Origin of the sequence: Pseudanabaena yagii GIHE-NHR1 (assembly GCF_012863495.1) — a bacterium.
GTDB classification, from domain to species: Bacteria; Cyanobacteriota; Cyanobacteriia; order Pseudanabaenales; family Pseudanabaenaceae; genus Pseudanabaena; species Pseudanabaena yagii.
The window spans coordinates 616,818-634,219 of sequence record NZ_JAAVJL010000001.1; the positions used below are offsets into that span (position 1 = coordinate 616,818).

A 17,402-nucleotide genomic window follows, 5' to 3' on the forward strand; every position below is an offset into this window, starting at 1 on the left:
AACTCATCTTTTGGGTTTTATGTCCTAAGCAAAGCTTTCATTGCTATACCATAGGAATAATTAGATTTTTGATTTTTGATTTATTTTTGATTTAGTAACATGAACGCATTAGAATTTTTTCAAAAGAGCGCAGGCAAATGGCGATCGCAACGTACGACCCATCACCTTGCCTTCCGTCGTGCTGAGCGAGGTGGCTCCGAAATTTTGGTTAATCCCTTAAATGCCGACGATCCTAAGGTCATCGAAATTTGCCAAATGCACGCAATTGAACCCACTAATGCGATCGGTGGAGCCTATGTGAAATGGGATGGCACGATGGCATGGGATAAAGATGATGGGGAAACCCACTCAGGGGAAACAGTATTTGCCCTTGTCCCAGATGATGAGACAGGTCGCAAAGGCAAGCTGTTACGGGAAGTGGGCTATGCAGAAGTAATGCCTGTAATTGGTCGTTACGAAATTGATGACGAAGAAGCACTCGTACTCATTACTGATTATCCATCGATGAGTTCCTATGAGCGTTTCTGGTTCCCTGCACCCAATGTAAGGGTACGGGCTAGCACGGTGCAACGCTTTGGTGGATTTAGTCAAGCGACTTTCTGTACCGAAGAGCTAATTAGTGAAGATAAAGTTGAGGTTGCAGCAAGTGCTACTTCTCAACCAGCGATCGCTTCAGTTTTTGGTTGGTAATTAGTCAAGCATCAGTAAACTCAAAACCCATATTCTTGAAACGATCGCTACGCGATCGTTTCAAGAATATGGGTTTTGTTTATAACTAATTAGCGAAATGGTGGAGCGTACATTAAACCACCATTTCGCCAGAGTTCATTTTGTCCTCGCGGTAATTTAAAGGCACTGTCTTTACCAAGATTGCGATCGTAGATTTCGGCATAGTTACCTACATGCTTGATCACTTTTACCGCAAAGTCATTACTAATACCCATATCCTTGCCAAGGCTGCCATCCACACCCAAAAATCGGCGCACTTCCGCATTTTTACTTTGTAATTGAGTGGCTAAATTGGCTGAAGAAATATCTAAATCCTCTGCCTCGATCGCTGAAAAAATAATCCATTTCACAATATCTGACCATTTCGAGTCGCCATCACTAACGGCTGGCGCAAGTGGTTCCTTAGAAATTACAAAATCTAAAACTAGATGATTCTCAGGATCGGCGAGACGAGTACGGCGTACTACTAAAGCTGAGCGATCGGCGGTAATTGCCTTACAGCGTCCTGATTGGTAAGCATTAAAGGTGGCGTTGACCTCTTCATATACCACAGGCTTATAGGAAATGTTGCGCTTACGCATTTGATCAGCGAGGTTCTGCTCAGTAGTTGTCCCTGTTTGAGCGCAAATATCAGCATCTTTAAGATCACCGATCTCCTTAATATTGCTATCTTTGCGAACCATTAGCCCCTGCCCATCATAAAAAACTACGGGCATAAACGATAGGCGCGAACTCGTATCACGGCTCAATGTCCATGTGGTATTGCGACTCAGCACATCCACTTCCCCCGACTGCAAAGCTGTGAAGCGTTCCTTCGCATTGAGATTACGGAACTGCACTGCATCGGGATTGTCAAATAGTGCGGCAGCGATCGCCCGACAAATATCAACATCTAACCCCGAATATTTGCCCTCTTTATTAACAAAGCTAAATCCGGGTAACTCACCACTAACTCCGCAATTTAATTTGCCTCGTTTCAACACAGTTTTGAGGTAGTCGCGATTTCCAGCACTGTTTCCATTGACTTGATCGGGAGTGGGGACTGGCTCACAGGCGGCGAGAGTAAATAAACACAACAATAGACATAATCCTGTGATCAACCAAGCGATCGGACGTTGCCAGAATTGCTTGGACATTTTGTTAGACAAAATTCTGAGCCAGAGATTTTTCCAGAAGTGCCGAAAATCTTGACGACGCGATCGAAACTGGTGATCCATAGAATTTGTTAGTAATGCATTTTTGAGTGCATTATAGCGGCTTGTCCAAAATTCATAATAAAAAGGCTCGCAATGCGAGCCTTTTTATTATGAATTTTGGACAATATTTTTTAAATACCGCCGCCTTCGGAAAATCCTTCATACTCTTGAGGACGGTCAAATGGTTGTGGAGAATGATCGGAAGGTACGAGATGGCGAGGGCGGACATTTTTGAGCAGTTCTGAATCAATAATGTAGTTATTGACAGGATGTAAACTATGCAGCTCAGCATTTCTCTCTAGTTGCTCCACACGACCAATCAGAGAACGAATGACATCGCCTTCAGGATCGGGAACTTGACTATGATCGAGAGCCGAAACCTTGACACCATGACGATGCACAATCCGTCCGGGGATACCCACTACCGTGCAATCGGGAGGAACGGATTTGACAACGACAGAACCAGCACCAATCCGTGAATTGCTACCAATTTCGATATTGCCAAGGACTTTAGCCCCAGCGCCAATAACGACATTGTCGCCAAGGGTGGGGTGACGTTTACCTGATTCTTTACCTGTGCCGCCGAGGGTGACACCTTGGTATATCAACACATATTCACCAACGATCGCTGTTTCGCCGATTACTACGCCCATACCGTGGTCGATGAATGCACCCTTACCAATTCTTGCCCCAGGGTGAATCTCAATACCTGTGAAGAATCTTGCCATCTGTGAGATCATTCGAGGGATCACAGGTAGCTTGAGCATATTTAGCCAATGGGCAAAGCGATAGAGCCAAATGGCATGGAGTCCGGGATAGCATAAGAGGACTTCTAGCCAGTTACGGGCAGCAGGATCACGTTCAAAAATGATCTTGAAGTCGGCTTGCAGCGTTTTGATGATATTTTTCAACGGTTTTTAAACCTTTTTTCTTAAATGCAACTGCTTATTTAGAATCCTAACGGATATTTTGTATCAAAGGAAACTACCCTTTGGAATGAGTATTTAAACTCTAGCTGATTTCCAAGAATTGTTTGGTATCTTGCCAAATATTTATTAAATCACTACCAAGGGCATGATCATCATTGAGTAATTTTAAGATTACTTGCGATCGCCTTTTGGCAAATTCTTCGCTCAGTGATGCTGGTACAACATCATCGTGGATGCCATGAAAGATTAGAATTGGTAGCGATCGCGTGAGTTGTGCTTCTGAATATTTTTGAGCATCAACTAAAAACTGAAATTGTAAATTTACATTACGTTTTAATCCGTAGTGGTAGAACTCACGGCTGCCATCTTGCTCCCATTGTGCGACATTCTCTGCACCAATATTTTGGGTAATGCGTTCACCAAAGCCAAAAGCTGGGGCAAGTAGTACCAATTTCTGTACTAAGGGATTTCGCGCAGCGAGTTGTACTGCCAAAAATCCACCGAGACTCGATCCAATTACAGCGATCGGTTCATGGTTTTGGAGATAGGTGCGATCGAGGTAAGCTAGCTGCTCAGAAAGGGTAACTTTGGAGAAATCAGTAAGATTCAGATCTGGCACATGCAAGGTTAGTCCTAATTCCGCAAACCTTTGCTGCATATAGTTAGCTTTATAGGAATTGGGACTAGAAGCAAAGCCATGTAAATAAAGATAGTTCATTTAAAAATTTAGAGAACAGCGTTGAATTAGCTAAAGCGATGGGTATTTCAAAAAAATAGTAATTAGGGACTTGGTGAGAAAAAAGTACCACCGAGTTTGTATGGCTTCGACTTCGCTCAGCCAAGGTTGGCTGAGCGAAGTCGAAGCCGTAGGTACTTTAATTAATCGCAAGTCCCTTAGGTCTCTGCAATTTAATAAGGAACCAATTTTTGATGGTTAGGCTTCGCTACACCATCAAAAATTGGTTCCTTATTTTGTTATAAATCGCTAGGATTAATTTTTTCATATTTCTCAAAGGGCTGATGAATCCAAGGATTGTCGGATAAAAAGTCAATGTAATAATCGGGCTTAGCTATAGAACAAGCCTTAAACCAAAGAACTGCCGATCGCACTTCTGTAATTGCAAATTCTGGATGTTGCTTGAGCCATTCAAGAATTTGTGCCAATGTGACACCTGAATCCACCAAATCATCCACTAACAAGATCCGCTTACCGAGGGTATCCGTAGTCATGGTGATGCTATGGGCAATTTTTAAATCACCACGTTCTTGAAAGTTTTTACCTCCATAGGAAGAGGTCGAGAGAATCGCTAAAGGTTTGTCAAAAATCCGCGACAGAATATCCCCAATGCGTAAACCACCCCTAGCAAGGCAAAGAATTTGGTCAAATTCCCATTGCGATCGATAAATTTGGGCTGCCAGTCCTTCGATTTTGGCGTGATATTCGTCCCAAGAAACATATAGATCAGACATAGTGGCAGCTTTGATAAATAAATCTCAAGCAAATATCCAAATTTTGCTGTGTGCTTATAGTATCAATTAGTACATTCAATTGGACTTGTCCAAAAGTAGGGATTAGACTAGAGGAAGAAAAAATGAGATAGGGAGACAAAAGCGTGGTAGCTGTTACTGAGATTCCATCTATTGGCAAAATTTTAGAGAAGCCTATTGAACGCCGTCTGACCGTGCAGGTTTCGGAAATTGCGGCTGACACTACTACCATTCGATCGCTAGATTGGGATCGCGATCGCTTTGATATTGAGTTTGGCTTGCAAAATGGGACAACTTATAACTCCTATATCATTCGTGGCGAAAAATTAGCCCTAGTCGATACATCCCATGCGAAGTTTCGCGAACTATACCTTAAAACCCTCAAGGAACAAATCGATCCCTCTCAGATTGATTACCTAGTCATCAGTCATACAGAGCCAGATCATAGCGGATTAGTAAAGGAAATTTTAGAACTCGCCCCCAATGTCACTGTAGTAGCGACAAAGGTAGCATTGCAATTTCTGGGTGAGTTGATCAACCGACCTTTTAAACAGCAAGTTGTCAAAAATGGCGATCAAGTAGATCTCGGTAAGGGTCACATTTTGCAATTTGTGAATGCGCCAAACTTGCACTGGCCCGACACGATGATGACCTTTGACCATGCCACCTCGATTTTGTATACCTGCGATATTTTTGGAATGCACTATTGCAGTGAGGCAACCTACGATGAGGACTTGCAAAAGATTACGCCCGACTATCGCTTTTACTATGAATGCTTGATGGCTCCCAATGCGCGATCAGTCATCTCAGCGATGAAGCGAATGGATGAGTTACCTCAAGCGGAAATCGTCGCTAATGGACATGGTCCCCTGCTGCGCTACAACGTTAAGGAATTGACCGAAAACTATCGCCAATGGAGTCAAGCCCAAACCAAAGGTGAAACTAACGTTGTGGTTTGCTATGTGTCGGACTATGGCTATTGCGATCGCCTCTCGCAAGCGATCGCTCGTGGGATCGCCAAAACAGGTGTCGCCGTGGAAATGGCGGATCTCAAGGCGATTGATTTGCAGGAATTGCGGGAACTAGTGGGTCATGCTTCGGGATTGATTGTATGTACACCACCTGCATCCAATAGTCGTGCAGAAACTGCGATTGGGGCGATTCTTGCCGCCGCAACTGAAAAGCAAGTAATTGGCTTGTATGAGCCGCACGGGAATGAAGATTCTTCCATTGATTTACTGAATAATCGCTTTAAGGATCTTGGCGTAGTGACCGCCTTTCCACCAATTCGGGTTCGCGAAAATCCCAACGAGGCGACCTATCAGACCTGTGATGAAGCGGGAACTGACTTAGGACAGTTGCTCACTCGTAAGCAAAATATCAAACAACTCAAGGCGATCGACGCTGATCTCGATAAAGCTTTGGGACGCTTAGCAGGTGGTTTATATATTATTTCCGCCGCGAAGGGTGGCGCTCGGAGTGCGATGTTAGCCTCTTGGGTCGCACAGGCAAGCTTCAAACCCCTTGGATTTACAGTTGCGGTGGCAAAGGATCGGGCGATCGAGTCATTTATGCAAGTAGGCGATCGCTTTGTCTTGAATGTGCTAGAAGATGGCAACTATTCCAAACTGATGCAACATTTCCTCAAGCGATTTGCACCTGGGGCAGATCGTTTCGAGGGTGTGAAAACGCAAATATCTAGCTCTGGCGCACCAATTCTCACGGAGGCACTTGCCTTTATGGAATGTGAAGTAATGAGTCGGATGGAATGTGCCGATCACTGGATTATCTATGCGATCGCTGAAGAAGGTCGTGTTTCTAAACCCGATGCGCTTACCGCCGCCCACCATCGCAAAATTGGCAACCATTATTAAAAAGACAGGGCGCTTTGCGCCCTGTCTTTTTAATAATGGCAATAAAGGGTAAAATATCTGTAAAAATAGCTACAATTTCACAACCAAACTCTCGTTTTTGGGAGTAAAATGTCAAGAACCTATGACATTTTACTCCCAATTTTTATTTGTTTTTGTTCATGTTGAATTTTCAAAAAGCGCGATCAAAGTGGCAAAGTTATTGGTTCAAACTCTTCGGTAGATGGCAATCCTGTCCCCTCACCTGTCCGATTGATCGACCGCATCATAAACATGTTGTTTGGAGTTGGTTAGGAAGTTGTATTGCGATCGCCATGACTGCCTATCTCTCAACAGTCACGAACTCGCCGTTGATCATGGCTCCCTTTGGCGCAACGAGCGTCCTAATTTTTGGTGTTCCTGAAAGTCCCTTAGCCCAACCGCGGAATGTTATTGGAGGCAATCTCTTATCAGCACTGATTGCCTTAACAATTTTGCACCTGTTTGGCTCTTCTCCTTGGACAATGGGTTTAGCCGTAGCGACAGCGATCGCTGCCATGCAAATTACCCATACTGTACATCCGCCATCGGGAGCCGTTGCTCTTGTGGTGATGATGACTAAACCCGATTGGCAATTTTTGGTGACACCAACCTTTGAAGGCTCAGTAATTTTGGTGCTATGTGCTGTTATTTTTAATAATCTCGCAGAAGAGCGTACTTATCCCAAACACTGGCTATAAAGAAAAGCGCTATGTGCTTTTCCTAGCGATCACAAAGTATAAAAAAGGAGGCGCAAAGCGCCTCCTTTTTTATACTTTGCCAAAACGGCGATCGCGCTCTTGATAATCCATCAATGCTCGGTGAAATTCACGGCGATCAAAGTCTGGCCAAAGCGTATTAGTGAAATACATCTCTGTATATGCCATTTGCCAGAGCAAGAAATTACTTAATCGCATCTCGCCACTAGTGCGAATAAGCAGATCAGGATTATGGGTTCCCGCAGTATAGAGATGCTGCTCAAACAGATTTTCATCAATATCTTCAGGCTTGATTTCCCCTGATTGGGTAGCTTCCGCAATTTGGCGACAGACTTTCACGATCTCACGGCGACTACCATAATTAATCGCTACCGTAAAATGAATCGCTTGATTATTTGCTGTAGCAATTTGCGATCGCTCGATTTCCGCACGCAAGGAATTGGAAAGAGAATCCAGATCACCAACAAAGGAAATCCGCACCCCTTCACTGCACATTTCGTCTAATTCACGGCGCAACATCCGCTCAAACAAAACCATCAAGAAATCAACTTCCTGTGCAGGTCTACTCCAATTTTCCGTAGAAAAAGCGTAGACTGTCAGCGCTTCAATTCCCCAGTCTTTGCAACAGCGTAACAAGTCCTTGAGCGCATCAACCCCCTGTCTATGCCCCGCAATTCTGGGCATTCCTTTTTGCTTCGCCCAACGACCATTCCCGTCCATAATTACGGCAACATGTTTAGGCAATCGCTGACGATCTAGATCTGGTGGCAAAGTTTGCAATAGCTTAGCAGTCATTTCTTTTCTGACGATTTTCGACTTACCATATTTTTGATATTCACGCTTGACCAGAGCCAATTAAACTTGGGCACTGTTCTTCCTAAAGGAGTCGGACGATAATTACCTAGTTTAGTTTCTAATATTTCTCGGAGCCGACTACTAGCGAGAGGACGATCTAATATGCCATTTTCTGCGATCGCAATCGAACCTGTTTCTTCGGAAACTACTACACAAAAACAATTTCTAACGCGATCGGTAATGCCCATAGCAGCTCGGTGTCTTGTGCCAATTTCCCGTGAAGCGGCCCGATCAGAAATAGGCAAAATCACGCCTGCCGCTACAATCCGATCTTCGCGAATCAGGATTGCCCCGTCATGTAAAAGTGTTGATGTTTGAAAAATGGTATGCAGTAGCTCTTTGGATAACAAGGCATTGAGTCTGACACCAGGTACAGAAAAATCGCGATCATCAATCGGTTCACCAGTCTCAATAATCATTAATGCACCTGTACGATTTTGAGATAGCTCAATGACCGCCTCAATAATTTCCTCAATTACTGAATCAGCTTCTACAGGCGAACGCCGACTGCTGGCTGGTTGAAATAGGGAGAGTAAATCCCCGCGTCCAAGACGTTCGAGAAACCGCCGCAGTTCTGGCTGCAAAATCACTGCCATCGCTACAGCGGAACCAATTAATAATTTATCAAGAACAAAATTCAGCAATCGTAAACCAAGGCGATCGCTAACAACACTAGCAATCAGTAAAAAGATAATGCCCCGCACCATCAACAAAGTGCGGCGATCGTTGCTGAGGGACAGCATGAGGTAGATCAATCCAAACAATGCAAGGATATCGATCGCCCTCATGATGAATGCAATTGAGTTGATATTGGCAAACCACTGCATTCATAACCCTCTCATTCACAACTAATTTCGCAACTCACTTGGCAACGCATTTCGTGACTACTTGCGTAGTCTCTCTGGCAAACAGTCTTGACGTAATAGATCCTCACGAGTTTCACGTTTAATGATCAAACTAGAGTCACCACCTTGGACAACTACTGCCGCAGGTTTAGGCAAACGGTTGTAATTAGAAGCCATACTGTAATTGTATGCGCCTGTTCCAAATACAACTAGAGTATCGCCTGCCTTGGTTTCAGGCAATTTAATATCTTTAATTAAAATATCACCTGATTCGCAATGCTTACCTGCGATCGTCACAGTTTGCGATAGGGGCGCGCTCATCTGATTGGCTACCACAGCGCGATACTTGGACTGATAGGTAATCGGACGAGGATTGTCAGACATACCACCATCAATGGTCACGTAGGTACGAATATCAGGCACAGTCTTGCTACCACCGATGGTGTAAGCAGTCGCGCAGGTCGCACCAACTAGCGATCGCCCTGGTTCACAGAGTAATTTAGGCAAAGCTAAACCTGCGGTAACAAAAGCTTCAGTCACACCTGCACTAACAGCTTTGATCCATTCTTCAATGCTAGGGGGATCATCGGACTCGACATAGCGAATTCCTAAGCCACCACCGATATTTAGCTCTGAGAATTGCAAGCCATATTTTTCGCCAGCGAGTTTAAACCACTGCACCATCACACCGCCAATATCTTGGTGAGGCTGCAATTCAAAAATCTGGGAACCAATATGGGCATGAATACCAATGCAGTTCAGGCTAGATCCTGCCACAAAAGCAAATACAGCCTCAATTTCATTGGGATCAAAGCCAAACTTGCTATCAATATGCCCTGTCTGAATATATTCGTGGGTATGACATTCAATACCAGGGGTCAAGCGCAACATGATCCTTGGGGCTGTAAAGGCGACCGAGAGCGCTTGCTCTTTGGCAAGACTGGCTAGAGTCTTTAGCTCATGCCAATTGTCCACTACGATTGTGCAGCCAACCTCTAGGGCATAGCTCAGTTCATCGAGGGATTTATTGTTGCCATGAAAATAAATCAAACTAGGTGAAACACCTGCACGCACTGCCGTCAGGATTTCCCCTGCGGAAACCACATCAATACCTAAGCCTTCCGAGCCAACGATCGCACAAACGGCAAGGCAACTCCAAGCTTTAGAAGCATATAAAACTTGAGAGGCTCCTTGATAATGCTTGACCAAAGCATCGCGATATTGCTGACAAGCAGTTCGCAAACTTACTTCATCCAAAATATACAGTGGTGAACCATATTGCTGGACTAATTCCACCACATCGCAACCACCAATTTCTAAGTGATCATTGGCATTAACTACAGCCGTTAGTGGTAACAGTTGTTGATTGGGCGACAAGCTATTTAAACTCGTAGCATTATCCTGTGGTGAATTCGTCGTAACAGCCTCTTGTCTGAGACTATTTAAAACAGTAGTCATGAAGTACCAATAATTTGTTGTAAACCTTTATCTAATACCTATTATAAAAAATAGCGGCATTTTTATTTTATAAAATACCGTCGAGCGCTTTGTGGCTCATGAATATTTTAATTTTCAATTTTTTCAAGATTTAGCGATCGCTGTAATTCTGCAATTTCATCTTTATGGGCGCGCACTTTCAGTCTGGCTTCAGGCAAAAGTTGCAAGCTAACTTTATGCTCACGGGGAACTCCACGCCAATAAAACACACCTGCGATCGGTGATGCAATTGTCAACCACCACCAGAGATTTTCTAAATCGGGAATTAAAATACCTAGTACTAGACCTAGACAAATCAAACCAATAGCCGCCAAGATTGTCAAAAATATTGCTAAGAAAACACTTGGTCTGACTTGACCCAGCAAAATGGCAATATCCCGTTCTGGATCAATCTCCACAACCTTATAAGCCCTTTGCTGGAAATGATCGCGGACTTGCATTAATAAGCGATCGTCCGTAAGTTTATCAACATTAAAAAGCGCATCAGTAGTGCGATCGCGAATCGAACCACGTAAAAAAGAAATCAGTCCCAAAAACAGCAGAATTGTTAAGAGGAGTGTGGAATATATTGTAGGGATAGTTGCAGGCATTCGGACTGAAATTTTATAGGTTTGGGTACAATCTGTTAGTTGATTTTGTTATAGCGTTTTGCAAATGCATATATACTCATTTGCAAAATCAAAACATGAATCACAGCAGAGGTTTTGGAAGTTTCATTTTGCCTACGGCAAAATGAAAGCCGCTATAACTGCCTATTATAAATACCAAATCTAGGGCAAATCTAGAAATTCACTAGCATTCATATCTTTAATTTGATATCCAATGCTTTGGTCTGCTCACAAATATAGTTGAGAGCTTTCACCCCAAAAGTTACCTCTCATAATTCTTAAACATCTACAAACCATTCTTGATTGCTATATTTCCTTGGTTTTGATATAAACATTAGCTGTTCAGCCTGTGATGATTAGAGCTACTTAGGTAAAAATAAAACGATGACTGAATATCCTAAAGCGACCTATGCAGGCAAGTATGTCGATGATTCGTTTAAACTTGCCAAATTCTTCCGAGTACTACGCAAACGTTGGATTGTCATCGTAGCTGTTTCTGCCACTGTATTTGTTGGTAATGCTTACTATACATTTACCAGAACTCCCCAATATCGATCCAGTGCCTCTCTTCTAATTAACAACTCCACGATCGCGGTATCTGATATTCAAGTTCCCGGTTTACCAGGTAGCTCATTAATTAATCTTGGTACAGAAATTGGCATTCTCCGCAGCCGACCTCTAATCGAAGTCGCAGTTGCCAAGATAAAACAATCTTCCGCCAGCAGCACTGTCAAAGATATCGATGCTGGGACGATTATGAGTGGCTTAGAGATTCGTGCTGAAAAAGACGCTTTGATTCTGCGCCTTAACTATACCGACAGCGATCCCAAGCGCGCAAGGGAAGTTCTCAATGCCTTAGCCCAAACCTATGTCGAATATAGCTTAAAAGATCGACGGACTAAATCCAGTACTGCAATTAAATTTATTCAGGATAAATTACCGCAAGTCAAACAGCAACTTGACAAGTCCGCCCTTGCTGTTACCCAGTTTCGCAAAACCTATAATATTGTTGATCCTGAAACCTATGCTGCCGCAGTTTTTAAAATGCGTGAGGCTTTAGAGGTTCAAGCTCAAGAATTGCAAGTTAAGATCGCGCAAACCCAACAGCAATATAAATCTCTTAGCCGCCAAGTTGGTAAGTCACCAGATGCTGCAATTAGTGGCGCAATTTTACAACAAGATATTCCCTATCAGTCCCTAGTTAAACAATTTCAGGAAGTTGAAACTAACTATTTTCTGGAGCGGACAAGATTTCGTGAAGATCATCCTACGGTCAAAGCTCTCAAAGATCGTCGCGATGAACTCTATAAATTATTGGAAACCCGTGCTCAGGCGGTGGTTGGCACTAAGGGTACTAACATTACCAACGAGCCAAATAGTCCCATTCAACAAACTTTAGCCACTCAGTTATTTGAAGCCCAGACATCTCTTGCGGTGAATCAGGCTCAGTTAGAAAGTATCAGAGGTGCTCAGGCTGAAGTTGCCAAGGCTTTTTCACAAATTCCCCAAATTCAACAAAAATATATAGAAATCCAAAGGAAATTAGCTTTGGATAGTTCTACCTATGAAAAGTTAACTGAAAAATTAGAGGAATTGAGAATTTCCGAAGCTCAAGAGATTTCCTCATGGCGAATTTTAGAACCACCCTTGATTCCTACCCGACCATCATCACCAGATATTGAGAAAAGCTTAATTGCTGGAACCTTTATTGGGTTAACCCTAGGTGTCTTATGTGCATTGCTATTTAATCGCCTTGATCAACGTATTCGTGAAGTTGAGGAAGTTAAGGAAATCATTGATATTCCCTTGTTGGCTTCAGTTCCTCTGACTGAAGTAGCTTCTTTAAGTGCCATGGTAAGTCAAGGAATTTTGCCGACTAGTAGCTACTATGCTTTTAAGGAAGCATTGAGTTCGCTAGCTTTAAACCTCCGCTATTTAGGTACAGACAATACGATGAAAGTAATTGCCTTTACTTCATCAGTACCGTCTGAGGGTAAGAGTACATTGACCTATAATCTGGCGACAATTTTAGCTGCGCTAGGATATAAGGTTCTCTTGGTGGATGCGGATATGCGGAAGCCAACGGTTCATAAATTATCTAAGTTAAGTAATAAGTTTGGTTTATCCACTGCCCTCGCAACACCAAGCCCTTGGCAAGATCTAGTACAGATTGCAGATGAGAAGGGTAATTTGCATGTTTTAGCATCAGGCTCGTTACCTCCAAATCCAATGTTGTTGTTGGAATCAACAAAGATGACTGCACTCTTACAGGAATGGAGACAAGCTTATGACTATGTGTTAGTGGATACTCCGCCTGTGATTGGCATAACTGATGCTCAATGTTTAACTTCTAAGGTGGATACATTTATTCTGGTTGCTGCTATTAATCGTTCTACTAGAGGTGGTATTGCTCGTGCTTTAGAAGTCTTAGCGATCGCTAGAGCAAATGTGTCTGGTTTATTGATTAATATGATTGGCTCTTCGGATAGTGAGTACCACTACGGATATTACGATCAGTATTACCTCAATCCTAAAGGACAGGAAGAAGAAATCGAACCAGATCCAGAAGTAACCGCAATTGAAATTGCTAAACCCTAAACAAAAAAAGACTCACTCTGTGAGTCTTTTTTGTTAAAAGTCTACGCCACGTTTGAGATCTACACCTTTCTCGGCGTAATGTTTGTGGCAGACCATTTCTGAGTGGACTGACGCGAGATCGAAGTAGGCGGGGTTGTTGAGGCAGCGTCCTGTAATGATTACTTCCGTATCGCGAGATTTTTTAAGTAACGCTTGGCAGATTGGCTCTACGGGTAATAAATCGAGATCAACAGTAGGATTGAGTTCATCAAGAATGATCGTTTTATACAGTCCTGAAGCGATCGCTGCTTGAGCAATTTCCCAACCACGTTGCGCTTCGATGCAGTCAATTTCCTGCTGTTGACCACGCCAAACGATCGCATCACGTCCACAGCGTTGATGATCGATCACATGGGGATAGCCACGTTTGAGCGCTGCGATCGCCGCATCTTCGGTATAGCCAGCACCGCCCTTGAGCCATTGCATAATCAGAACTCGGTGGGATAAATCGCGACTAATACCAGTACCGATCGCTTTTAGAGATCTTCCTAAAGCTGAGGTGCTTTTCCCTTTACCTGCACCTGTATAAATCTCAATACCTGTCACATCATATTTTTCAGCATGGGCATCATCGTGCGATCGCATTTCCGAGTGCAGGTCGGCGATATCAATTAATGCTTGGGGTGCGCCGCGTCCTGTACAAATTACTTCAAGGTGGGGTGGTTTATTTTTTAAATCTTTAACAACGCGATCGGCAGGAATTAGACCTAAATCGAGCACGGGATTAATTTCATCTAAAACTACTACAGAATATAGTCCTGATGCCATTGCGCCTTTAGCGATCGCCCAACCCCGTTCGGCTTCTTGGCGATCGAAGGGGGTAACATGTTCGGCATCAAAAAATTCGGCACGACCAGTGCGAACATGATCGATCAGATGGGGAAATCCCTGTTGTAATGCAGAAATTGCGGCATCTTCGGAATATTCACGCTCGGAACCTTTGAGAAAGCGCAATAGTAAAATCCTTGTGCCAAATGGTGAGTTATCAGACATGCCTAAGCCCAGCGATCGCAGGACTACGCCGAGAGCTGCCTGTGATTTACCTTTGCCAGTTCCGTCATAAACATGGATTTGTCCGATCTCACGTTCGGGACGCACCTGTGCGGTCATGATGCCAATCGCTGCCATGTTTTTATCTAAGCTCTTTCATTTCTCATTCTTTGTGATTATATCCAATCTCAGAAACCTAGAAAGTGCCATCACGTATCTTCTTGTGTGATAGAGATTAGAGTCCTGCAATTTAATAAGAAGATTTTTTGTAGTATGGCTTCGCCATACTACAAAAAATCTTCTTATATGTTCCTTAGGCATGATTATCGATATATTCGAGGCATTTACGCATTTGTTGCTGCATAGTTGCGAGATCGCTATGAAATCTTCTGCCATGTCCCGGAAGCACCCATTCAAAATTGTAAGTTGCTAACCTTGCCATCGACTTACCAAGTTCCGTCCACGAATACCAACAAGCATTCCGAAAAGCATAAAGCTGTTGTAAGCGATCTGACCATGCCAAATGATCGCCACTAAATAGAAACTGATCCCGATAGAGTAAAACCGTATGTCCCTTAGTATGCCCCGCAACAGGAATAATCAGTAAATCGGTATCTAATTGATAATTTTCTACACCTTGCAATTGAATCTCTACAGATTTGGTTCCTGTAGAAATATCATCAGTATGCAGAATGCGATCGCACTGAAAATGTTGATGATATTTCTCATGATCGGCAACATCATCACGATGGGTGAGATACATATAGCGCACTCCACCCATATTCTCAATTTGCTTCACAAGCGGTGGTGCAAAGCGAGGAGAATCCACCAAAATATTTCCTTCGGGACGTTGAATCAAGTAACTCGCCGCACCGTAGGAACTCTCAGCGTGATAACCACAGTGATAGACATTTTCGGCGACTAACAGAGGGAATTGTTGTTGAATCGACTTGATATCTGTCGGTTTCTCCACAGTCCCAATCGATGCCGTGGGACAAGCCAAAAGAGCTTGCATGGCTTTGATCCTTTGCAAATCATTCTGTGGTTGTTGGTAAACTGCCGATTGATCATCTTGCCAGTTAAATGTTTCTGGAGCCATCCATCGACAGGTATCGCAATCGATACAACTACTATCTACATAAAAGTCACCAGAAATATTTTGCGATCGCCGATGTTTGAGGTTAGCCATAGGGGGATTTTTTGGGTGACGGTGTGCAGAGCCTAGCGAGGCATATCATCATTATTCAGAACTTATAGGCGCTTAACTTTTTTGTCCATAACTTTTTTCTCAACTTCATTGATTTGGACTTCTCGTAAGCGCGTTGCATAGGCTGGGAATGGGAATCCAACTAATAGAGGTGATGGAACTTCAGGCTGATGGATGAACATACTGCCAGATTTTAAAAGAAGCGATCGCTTCCGACAGGCTCCTGTTAAGAAGTTATACTCAGGACGTTCTACTTCGGCGGAATCAAGGCGACCGACTACACGTACGGCTGCTTGCCCGACGACGCGACGCTCGACCTCAGAGGCAGTTTGTTGTGCGCCAATTAAGATGATGCCTAGCGATCGCCCGCGTTCGGCAATTTCCACTAACAAATCTTTGATTGGGCTACGACCTTCCTTGGGCGCATATTTATTCAATTCATCAAGAACGATAAAGACAACGGGATATTGTCCGCGCTTTTCCTTTTCCATGAAAAGCTTTTGTAACAATACGCCCACCACAAACTTTTGTGCTTTACTGCCGAGTTTATTGATATCCGCGATCGTTAATTGATATTCCGCCGCCAGAGGATCGAGCTTATACTTTTGCAACTCCTCCGCAGGTAGATCGCCGCGCACCAGATGCCCCATTTCATCAGCAATACCCCACATTCGACGAGTGAGTGCTTCGGCAGTCGCTGGAGCATTGCGTCCTAGCCATTTTTGATCGGGATTCTCTACCAACTTATCTTCGAGAAATTCAATCAAATCTCGAAAGGTTTCCACCTTATCCTTGCCATCTTCACCATAGCTATCATCTAAATCCAGACTAGTTCTCGGTAAAAATCCTAACTTCTTATCATATTTGTCATTATCCGCAGCTAGTCTGGCTAAGCGCTCCTCGACAATACTCGCTAAAAAGCCAATATTTCCCCGCTCTAGATCATCACCTGCAAACAGGAACCGAAATAGGCGATCGCGACAAAACTCACGCATTCCCCACACATAGGCGGAAATATTATCGGAACGTTGATCGAGATGGGGTTCGATTTCCTGTGTGTTTTTCTTAGGTGCAACGCAAAACCTAACATCACGAAATGGCTCTACGGGCAGATCGAGAATGTGATAGCTTGCCCGATCCTCTGCCCGCATTTTGTTATTGGGTTTATCTAAGAAGAATAAATCTTCCCCCTTAACGTTAAAAATTAGTGCCTTCGTATTCGCTCTCTTAGAACCTAATGCTGCTGAATTAAAAATGGAATGGAGAATAAACAGGGCAAAGGAAGTCTTTGTCGCCACCCCTGAGATGCCTGAAATATTGACATGAGCGCCCTTTGTGCCATCAATAAATTCGTAATTCAAATAGGCGGGACTACCATTTCGCATAATTCCTGCGGAGATACGTTGCTCCATACCATCGAAGTTCAGCGCAAAGCGAAGGTTCTCATCTTCAGCTAAATAGACAGCATCGCTGGGTTGTGGTGGTAAATATTCTTCAGGCTCAATGCGGGTAACTTGGATATGCGCGGCATAGGAGACATTTACGGGCATACTGCCAGTGGTAACGAGAAATGTATCCGTATCAAATTGGGTTCCTTCGTGGATAGTTCGCACATGATCGACGACACCATAGAAGTTGACGACACCTTTTTTATCGGGGCGATCGGTTTTCACCTGCACGACATCATCCAGACGTAGGACTTTGCCATCACTTACCGCCACCCAAAACTCAAGGGGGGTCGCATCTTTGGTTCCCAAGATATATCCAATAGGCTCGATCATGTCACTATGTTCTACATTATTTCCCAAGTATA

General features: G+C 43.6%; 15 protein-coding genes. 4 read left to right on the top strand and 11 right to left on the bottom strand.

The genetic code is table 11. The features are described 5' to 3' along the window. Window positions 1–99: 99 nt before the first annotated feature. Window positions 100–690 (top strand): phycobiliprotein lyase, encoded by a 591-nt coding sequence (locus HC246_RS03000; protein WP_169362090.1) that lies wholly within the window; start codon window positions 100–102, stop codon window positions 688–690. An 89-nt stretch (window positions 691–779) separates the two neighbouring features. On the opposite strand, the gene HC246_RS03005 is transcribed toward HC246_RS03000, so the two are convergent. From HC246_RS03005 to HC246_RS03020, 4 genes are all read right to left on the bottom strand, one after another. Further along, window positions 780–1,946 carry an amino acid ABC transporter substrate-binding protein gene (locus tag HC246_RS03005; RefSeq protein ID WP_225902902.1) on the bottom strand — a complete coding sequence of 389 codons (1,167 nt, stop codon included), beginning with the start codon at window positions 1,944–1,946 and terminating at the stop codon, window positions 780–782. A gap of 110 nt (window positions 1,947–2,056) precedes the next feature. Then, the gene (gene cysE, locus HC246_RS03010) at window positions 2,057–2,827 is read right to left on the bottom strand and encodes a serine O-acetyltransferase (RefSeq protein WP_169364446.1); all 771 of its coding nucleotides are present in this window, start codon (window positions 2,825–2,827) and stop codon (window positions 2,057–2,059) included. A gap of 109 nt (window positions 2,828–2,936) precedes the next feature. After that, window positions 2,937–3,572, bottom strand: a complete 636-nt coding sequence (locus HC246_RS03015; protein ID WP_169362091.1) for a YqiA/YcfP family alpha/beta fold hydrolase — start codon at window positions 3,570–3,572, stop codon at window positions 2,937–2,939. Window positions 3,573–3,829: 257 nt separating this feature from the next. After that, on the bottom strand, window positions 3,830–4,324 hold the full coding sequence (locus tag HC246_RS03020) for a phosphoribosyltransferase (protein WP_169362092.1): 495 nt from the start codon (window positions 4,322–4,324) through the stop codon (window positions 3,830–3,832). 143 nt (window positions 4,325–4,467) lie between these two features. On the opposite strand from HC246_RS03020, the gene HC246_RS03025 reads away from it, so the two are divergent. Both HC246_RS03025 and HC246_RS03030 read left to right on the top strand, forming a co-directional pair. Next, the gene (locus tag HC246_RS03025) at window positions 4,468–6,216 is read left to right on the top strand and encodes a diflavin flavoprotein (protein ID WP_318655892.1); all 1,749 of its coding nucleotides are present in this window, start codon (window positions 4,468–4,470) and stop codon (window positions 6,214–6,216) included. A 158-nt stretch (window positions 6,217–6,374) separates the two neighbouring features. After that, entirely contained in the window at window positions 6,375–6,932 is a 558-nt protein-coding gene (locus HC246_RS03030; RefSeq protein ID WP_169362093.1) for an HPP family protein, read from the top strand. A gap of 69 nt (window positions 6,933–7,001) precedes the next feature. Here the strand turns inward: HC246_RS03030 and uppS are convergent, their stop codons facing one another. From uppS to HC246_RS03050, 4 genes are all read right to left on the bottom strand, one after another. Then, entirely contained in the window at window positions 7,002–7,745 is a 744-nt protein-coding gene (uppS, locus tag HC246_RS03035; protein ID WP_169362094.1) for a polyprenyl diphosphate synthase, read from the bottom strand. Continuing rightward, a complete protein-coding gene (gene cdaA, locus HC246_RS03040) occupies window positions 7,742–8,632 on the bottom strand; it encodes a diadenylate cyclase CdaA (protein WP_169362095.1) in 891 nt (296 codons plus the stop codon). Before cdaA ends, uppS begins: the two co-directional genes overlap by 4 nt. A 57-nt stretch (window positions 8,633–8,689) precedes the next feature. After that, window positions 8,690–10,108 carry a diaminopimelate decarboxylase gene (gene lysA, locus HC246_RS03045; RefSeq protein WP_169362096.1) on the bottom strand — a complete coding sequence of 473 codons (1,419 nt, stop codon included), beginning with the start codon at window positions 10,106–10,108 and terminating at the stop codon, window positions 8,690–8,692. 107 nt (window positions 10,109–10,215) lie between these two features. After that, window positions 10,216–10,737 carry a cofactor assembly of complex C subunit B gene (locus HC246_RS03050; RefSeq protein ID WP_169362097.1) on the bottom strand — a complete coding sequence of 174 codons (522 nt, stop codon included), beginning with the start codon at window positions 10,735–10,737 and terminating at the stop codon, window positions 10,216–10,218. A gap of 402 nt (window positions 10,738–11,139) precedes the next feature. Here HC246_RS03050 and HC246_RS03055 point away from each other — a divergent pair, with 402 nt between their 5' ends. Then, window positions 11,140–13,353, top strand: coding sequence for a GumC family protein (locus HC246_RS03055; RefSeq protein ID WP_169362098.1), 2,214 nt, complete (start codon window positions 11,140–11,142; stop codon window positions 13,351–13,353). Window positions 13,354–13,386: 33 nt separating this feature from the next. On the opposite strand, the gene HC246_RS03060 is transcribed toward HC246_RS03055, so the two are convergent. The 3 genes from HC246_RS03060 to HC246_RS03070 all read right to left on the bottom strand — a co-directional run bounded on the left by HC246_RS03060 (window position 13,387) and on the right by HC246_RS03070 (window position 17,370). Further along, window positions 13,387–14,520: a cob(I)yrinic acid a,c-diamide adenosyltransferase gene (locus tag HC246_RS03060; RefSeq protein WP_169362099.1), complete on the bottom strand. Its 1,134-nt coding sequence runs from the start codon at window positions 14,518–14,520 to the stop codon at window positions 13,387–13,389. A 175-nt stretch (window positions 14,521–14,695) separates the two neighbouring features. After that, on the bottom strand, window positions 14,696–15,571 hold the full coding sequence (locus tag HC246_RS03065) for an MBL fold metallo-hydrolase (RefSeq protein WP_169362100.1): 876 nt from the start codon (window positions 15,569–15,571) through the stop codon (window positions 14,696–14,698). 62 nt (window positions 15,572–15,633) lie between these two features. After that, entirely contained in the window at window positions 15,634–17,370 is a 1,737-nt protein-coding gene (locus tag HC246_RS03070) for an ATP-binding protein (RefSeq protein ID WP_211167619.1), read from the bottom strand. Window positions 17,371–17,402: the final 32 nt, after the last annotated feature.

Bases quoted from the DNA above. Each gene is read 5' to 3' on its own strand.
- HC246_RS03020 (WP_169362092.1), bottom strand. From the start codon at position 4,324: ATGTCTGATCTATATGTTTCTTGGGACGAATATCACGCCAAAATCGAA.
- HC246_RS03005 (WP_225902902.1), bottom strand. From the start codon at position 1,946: ATGGATCACCAGTTTCGATCGCGTCGTCAAGATTTTCGGCACTTCTGG.
- HC246_RS03000 (WP_169362090.1), top strand. From the start codon at position 100: ATGAACGCATTAGAATTTTTTCAAAAGAGCGCAGGCAAATGGCGATCG.
- HC246_RS03030 (WP_169362093.1), top strand. From the start codon at position 6,375: ATGTTGAATTTTCAAAAAGCGCGATCAAAGTGGCAAAGTTATTGGTTC.
- HC246_RS03070 (WP_211167619.1), bottom strand. From the start codon at position 17,370: ATGATCGAGCCTATTGGATATATCTTGGGAACCAAAGATGCGACCCCC.
- HC246_RS03065 (WP_169362100.1), bottom strand. From the start codon at position 15,571: ATGGCTAACCTCAAACATCGGCGATCGCAAAATATTTCTGGTGACTTT.
- HC246_RS03060 (WP_169362099.1), bottom strand. From the start codon at position 14,520: ATGGCAGCGATTGGCATCATGACCGCACAGGTGCGTCCCGAACGTGAG.
- lysA (WP_169362096.1), bottom strand. From the start codon at position 10,108: ATGACTACTGTTTTAAATAGTCTCAGACAAGAGGCTGTTACGACGAAT.
- uppS (WP_169362094.1), bottom strand. From the start codon at position 7,745: ATGACTGCTAAGCTATTGCAAACTTTGCCACCAGATCTAGATCGTCAG.
- HC246_RS03055 (WP_169362098.1), top strand. From the start codon at position 11,140: ATGACTGAATATCCTAAAGCGACCTATGCAGGCAAGTATGTCGATGAT.
- HC246_RS03050 (WP_169362097.1), bottom strand. From the start codon at position 10,737: ATGCCTGCAACTATCCCTACAATATATTCCACACTCCTCTTAACAATT.
- HC246_RS03015 (WP_169362091.1), bottom strand. From the start codon at position 3,572: ATGAACTATCTTTATTTACATGGCTTTGCTTCTAGTCCCAATTCCTAT.
- cdaA (WP_169362095.1), bottom strand. From the start codon at position 8,632: ATGCAGTGGTTTGCCAATATCAACTCAATTGCATTCATCATGAGGGCG.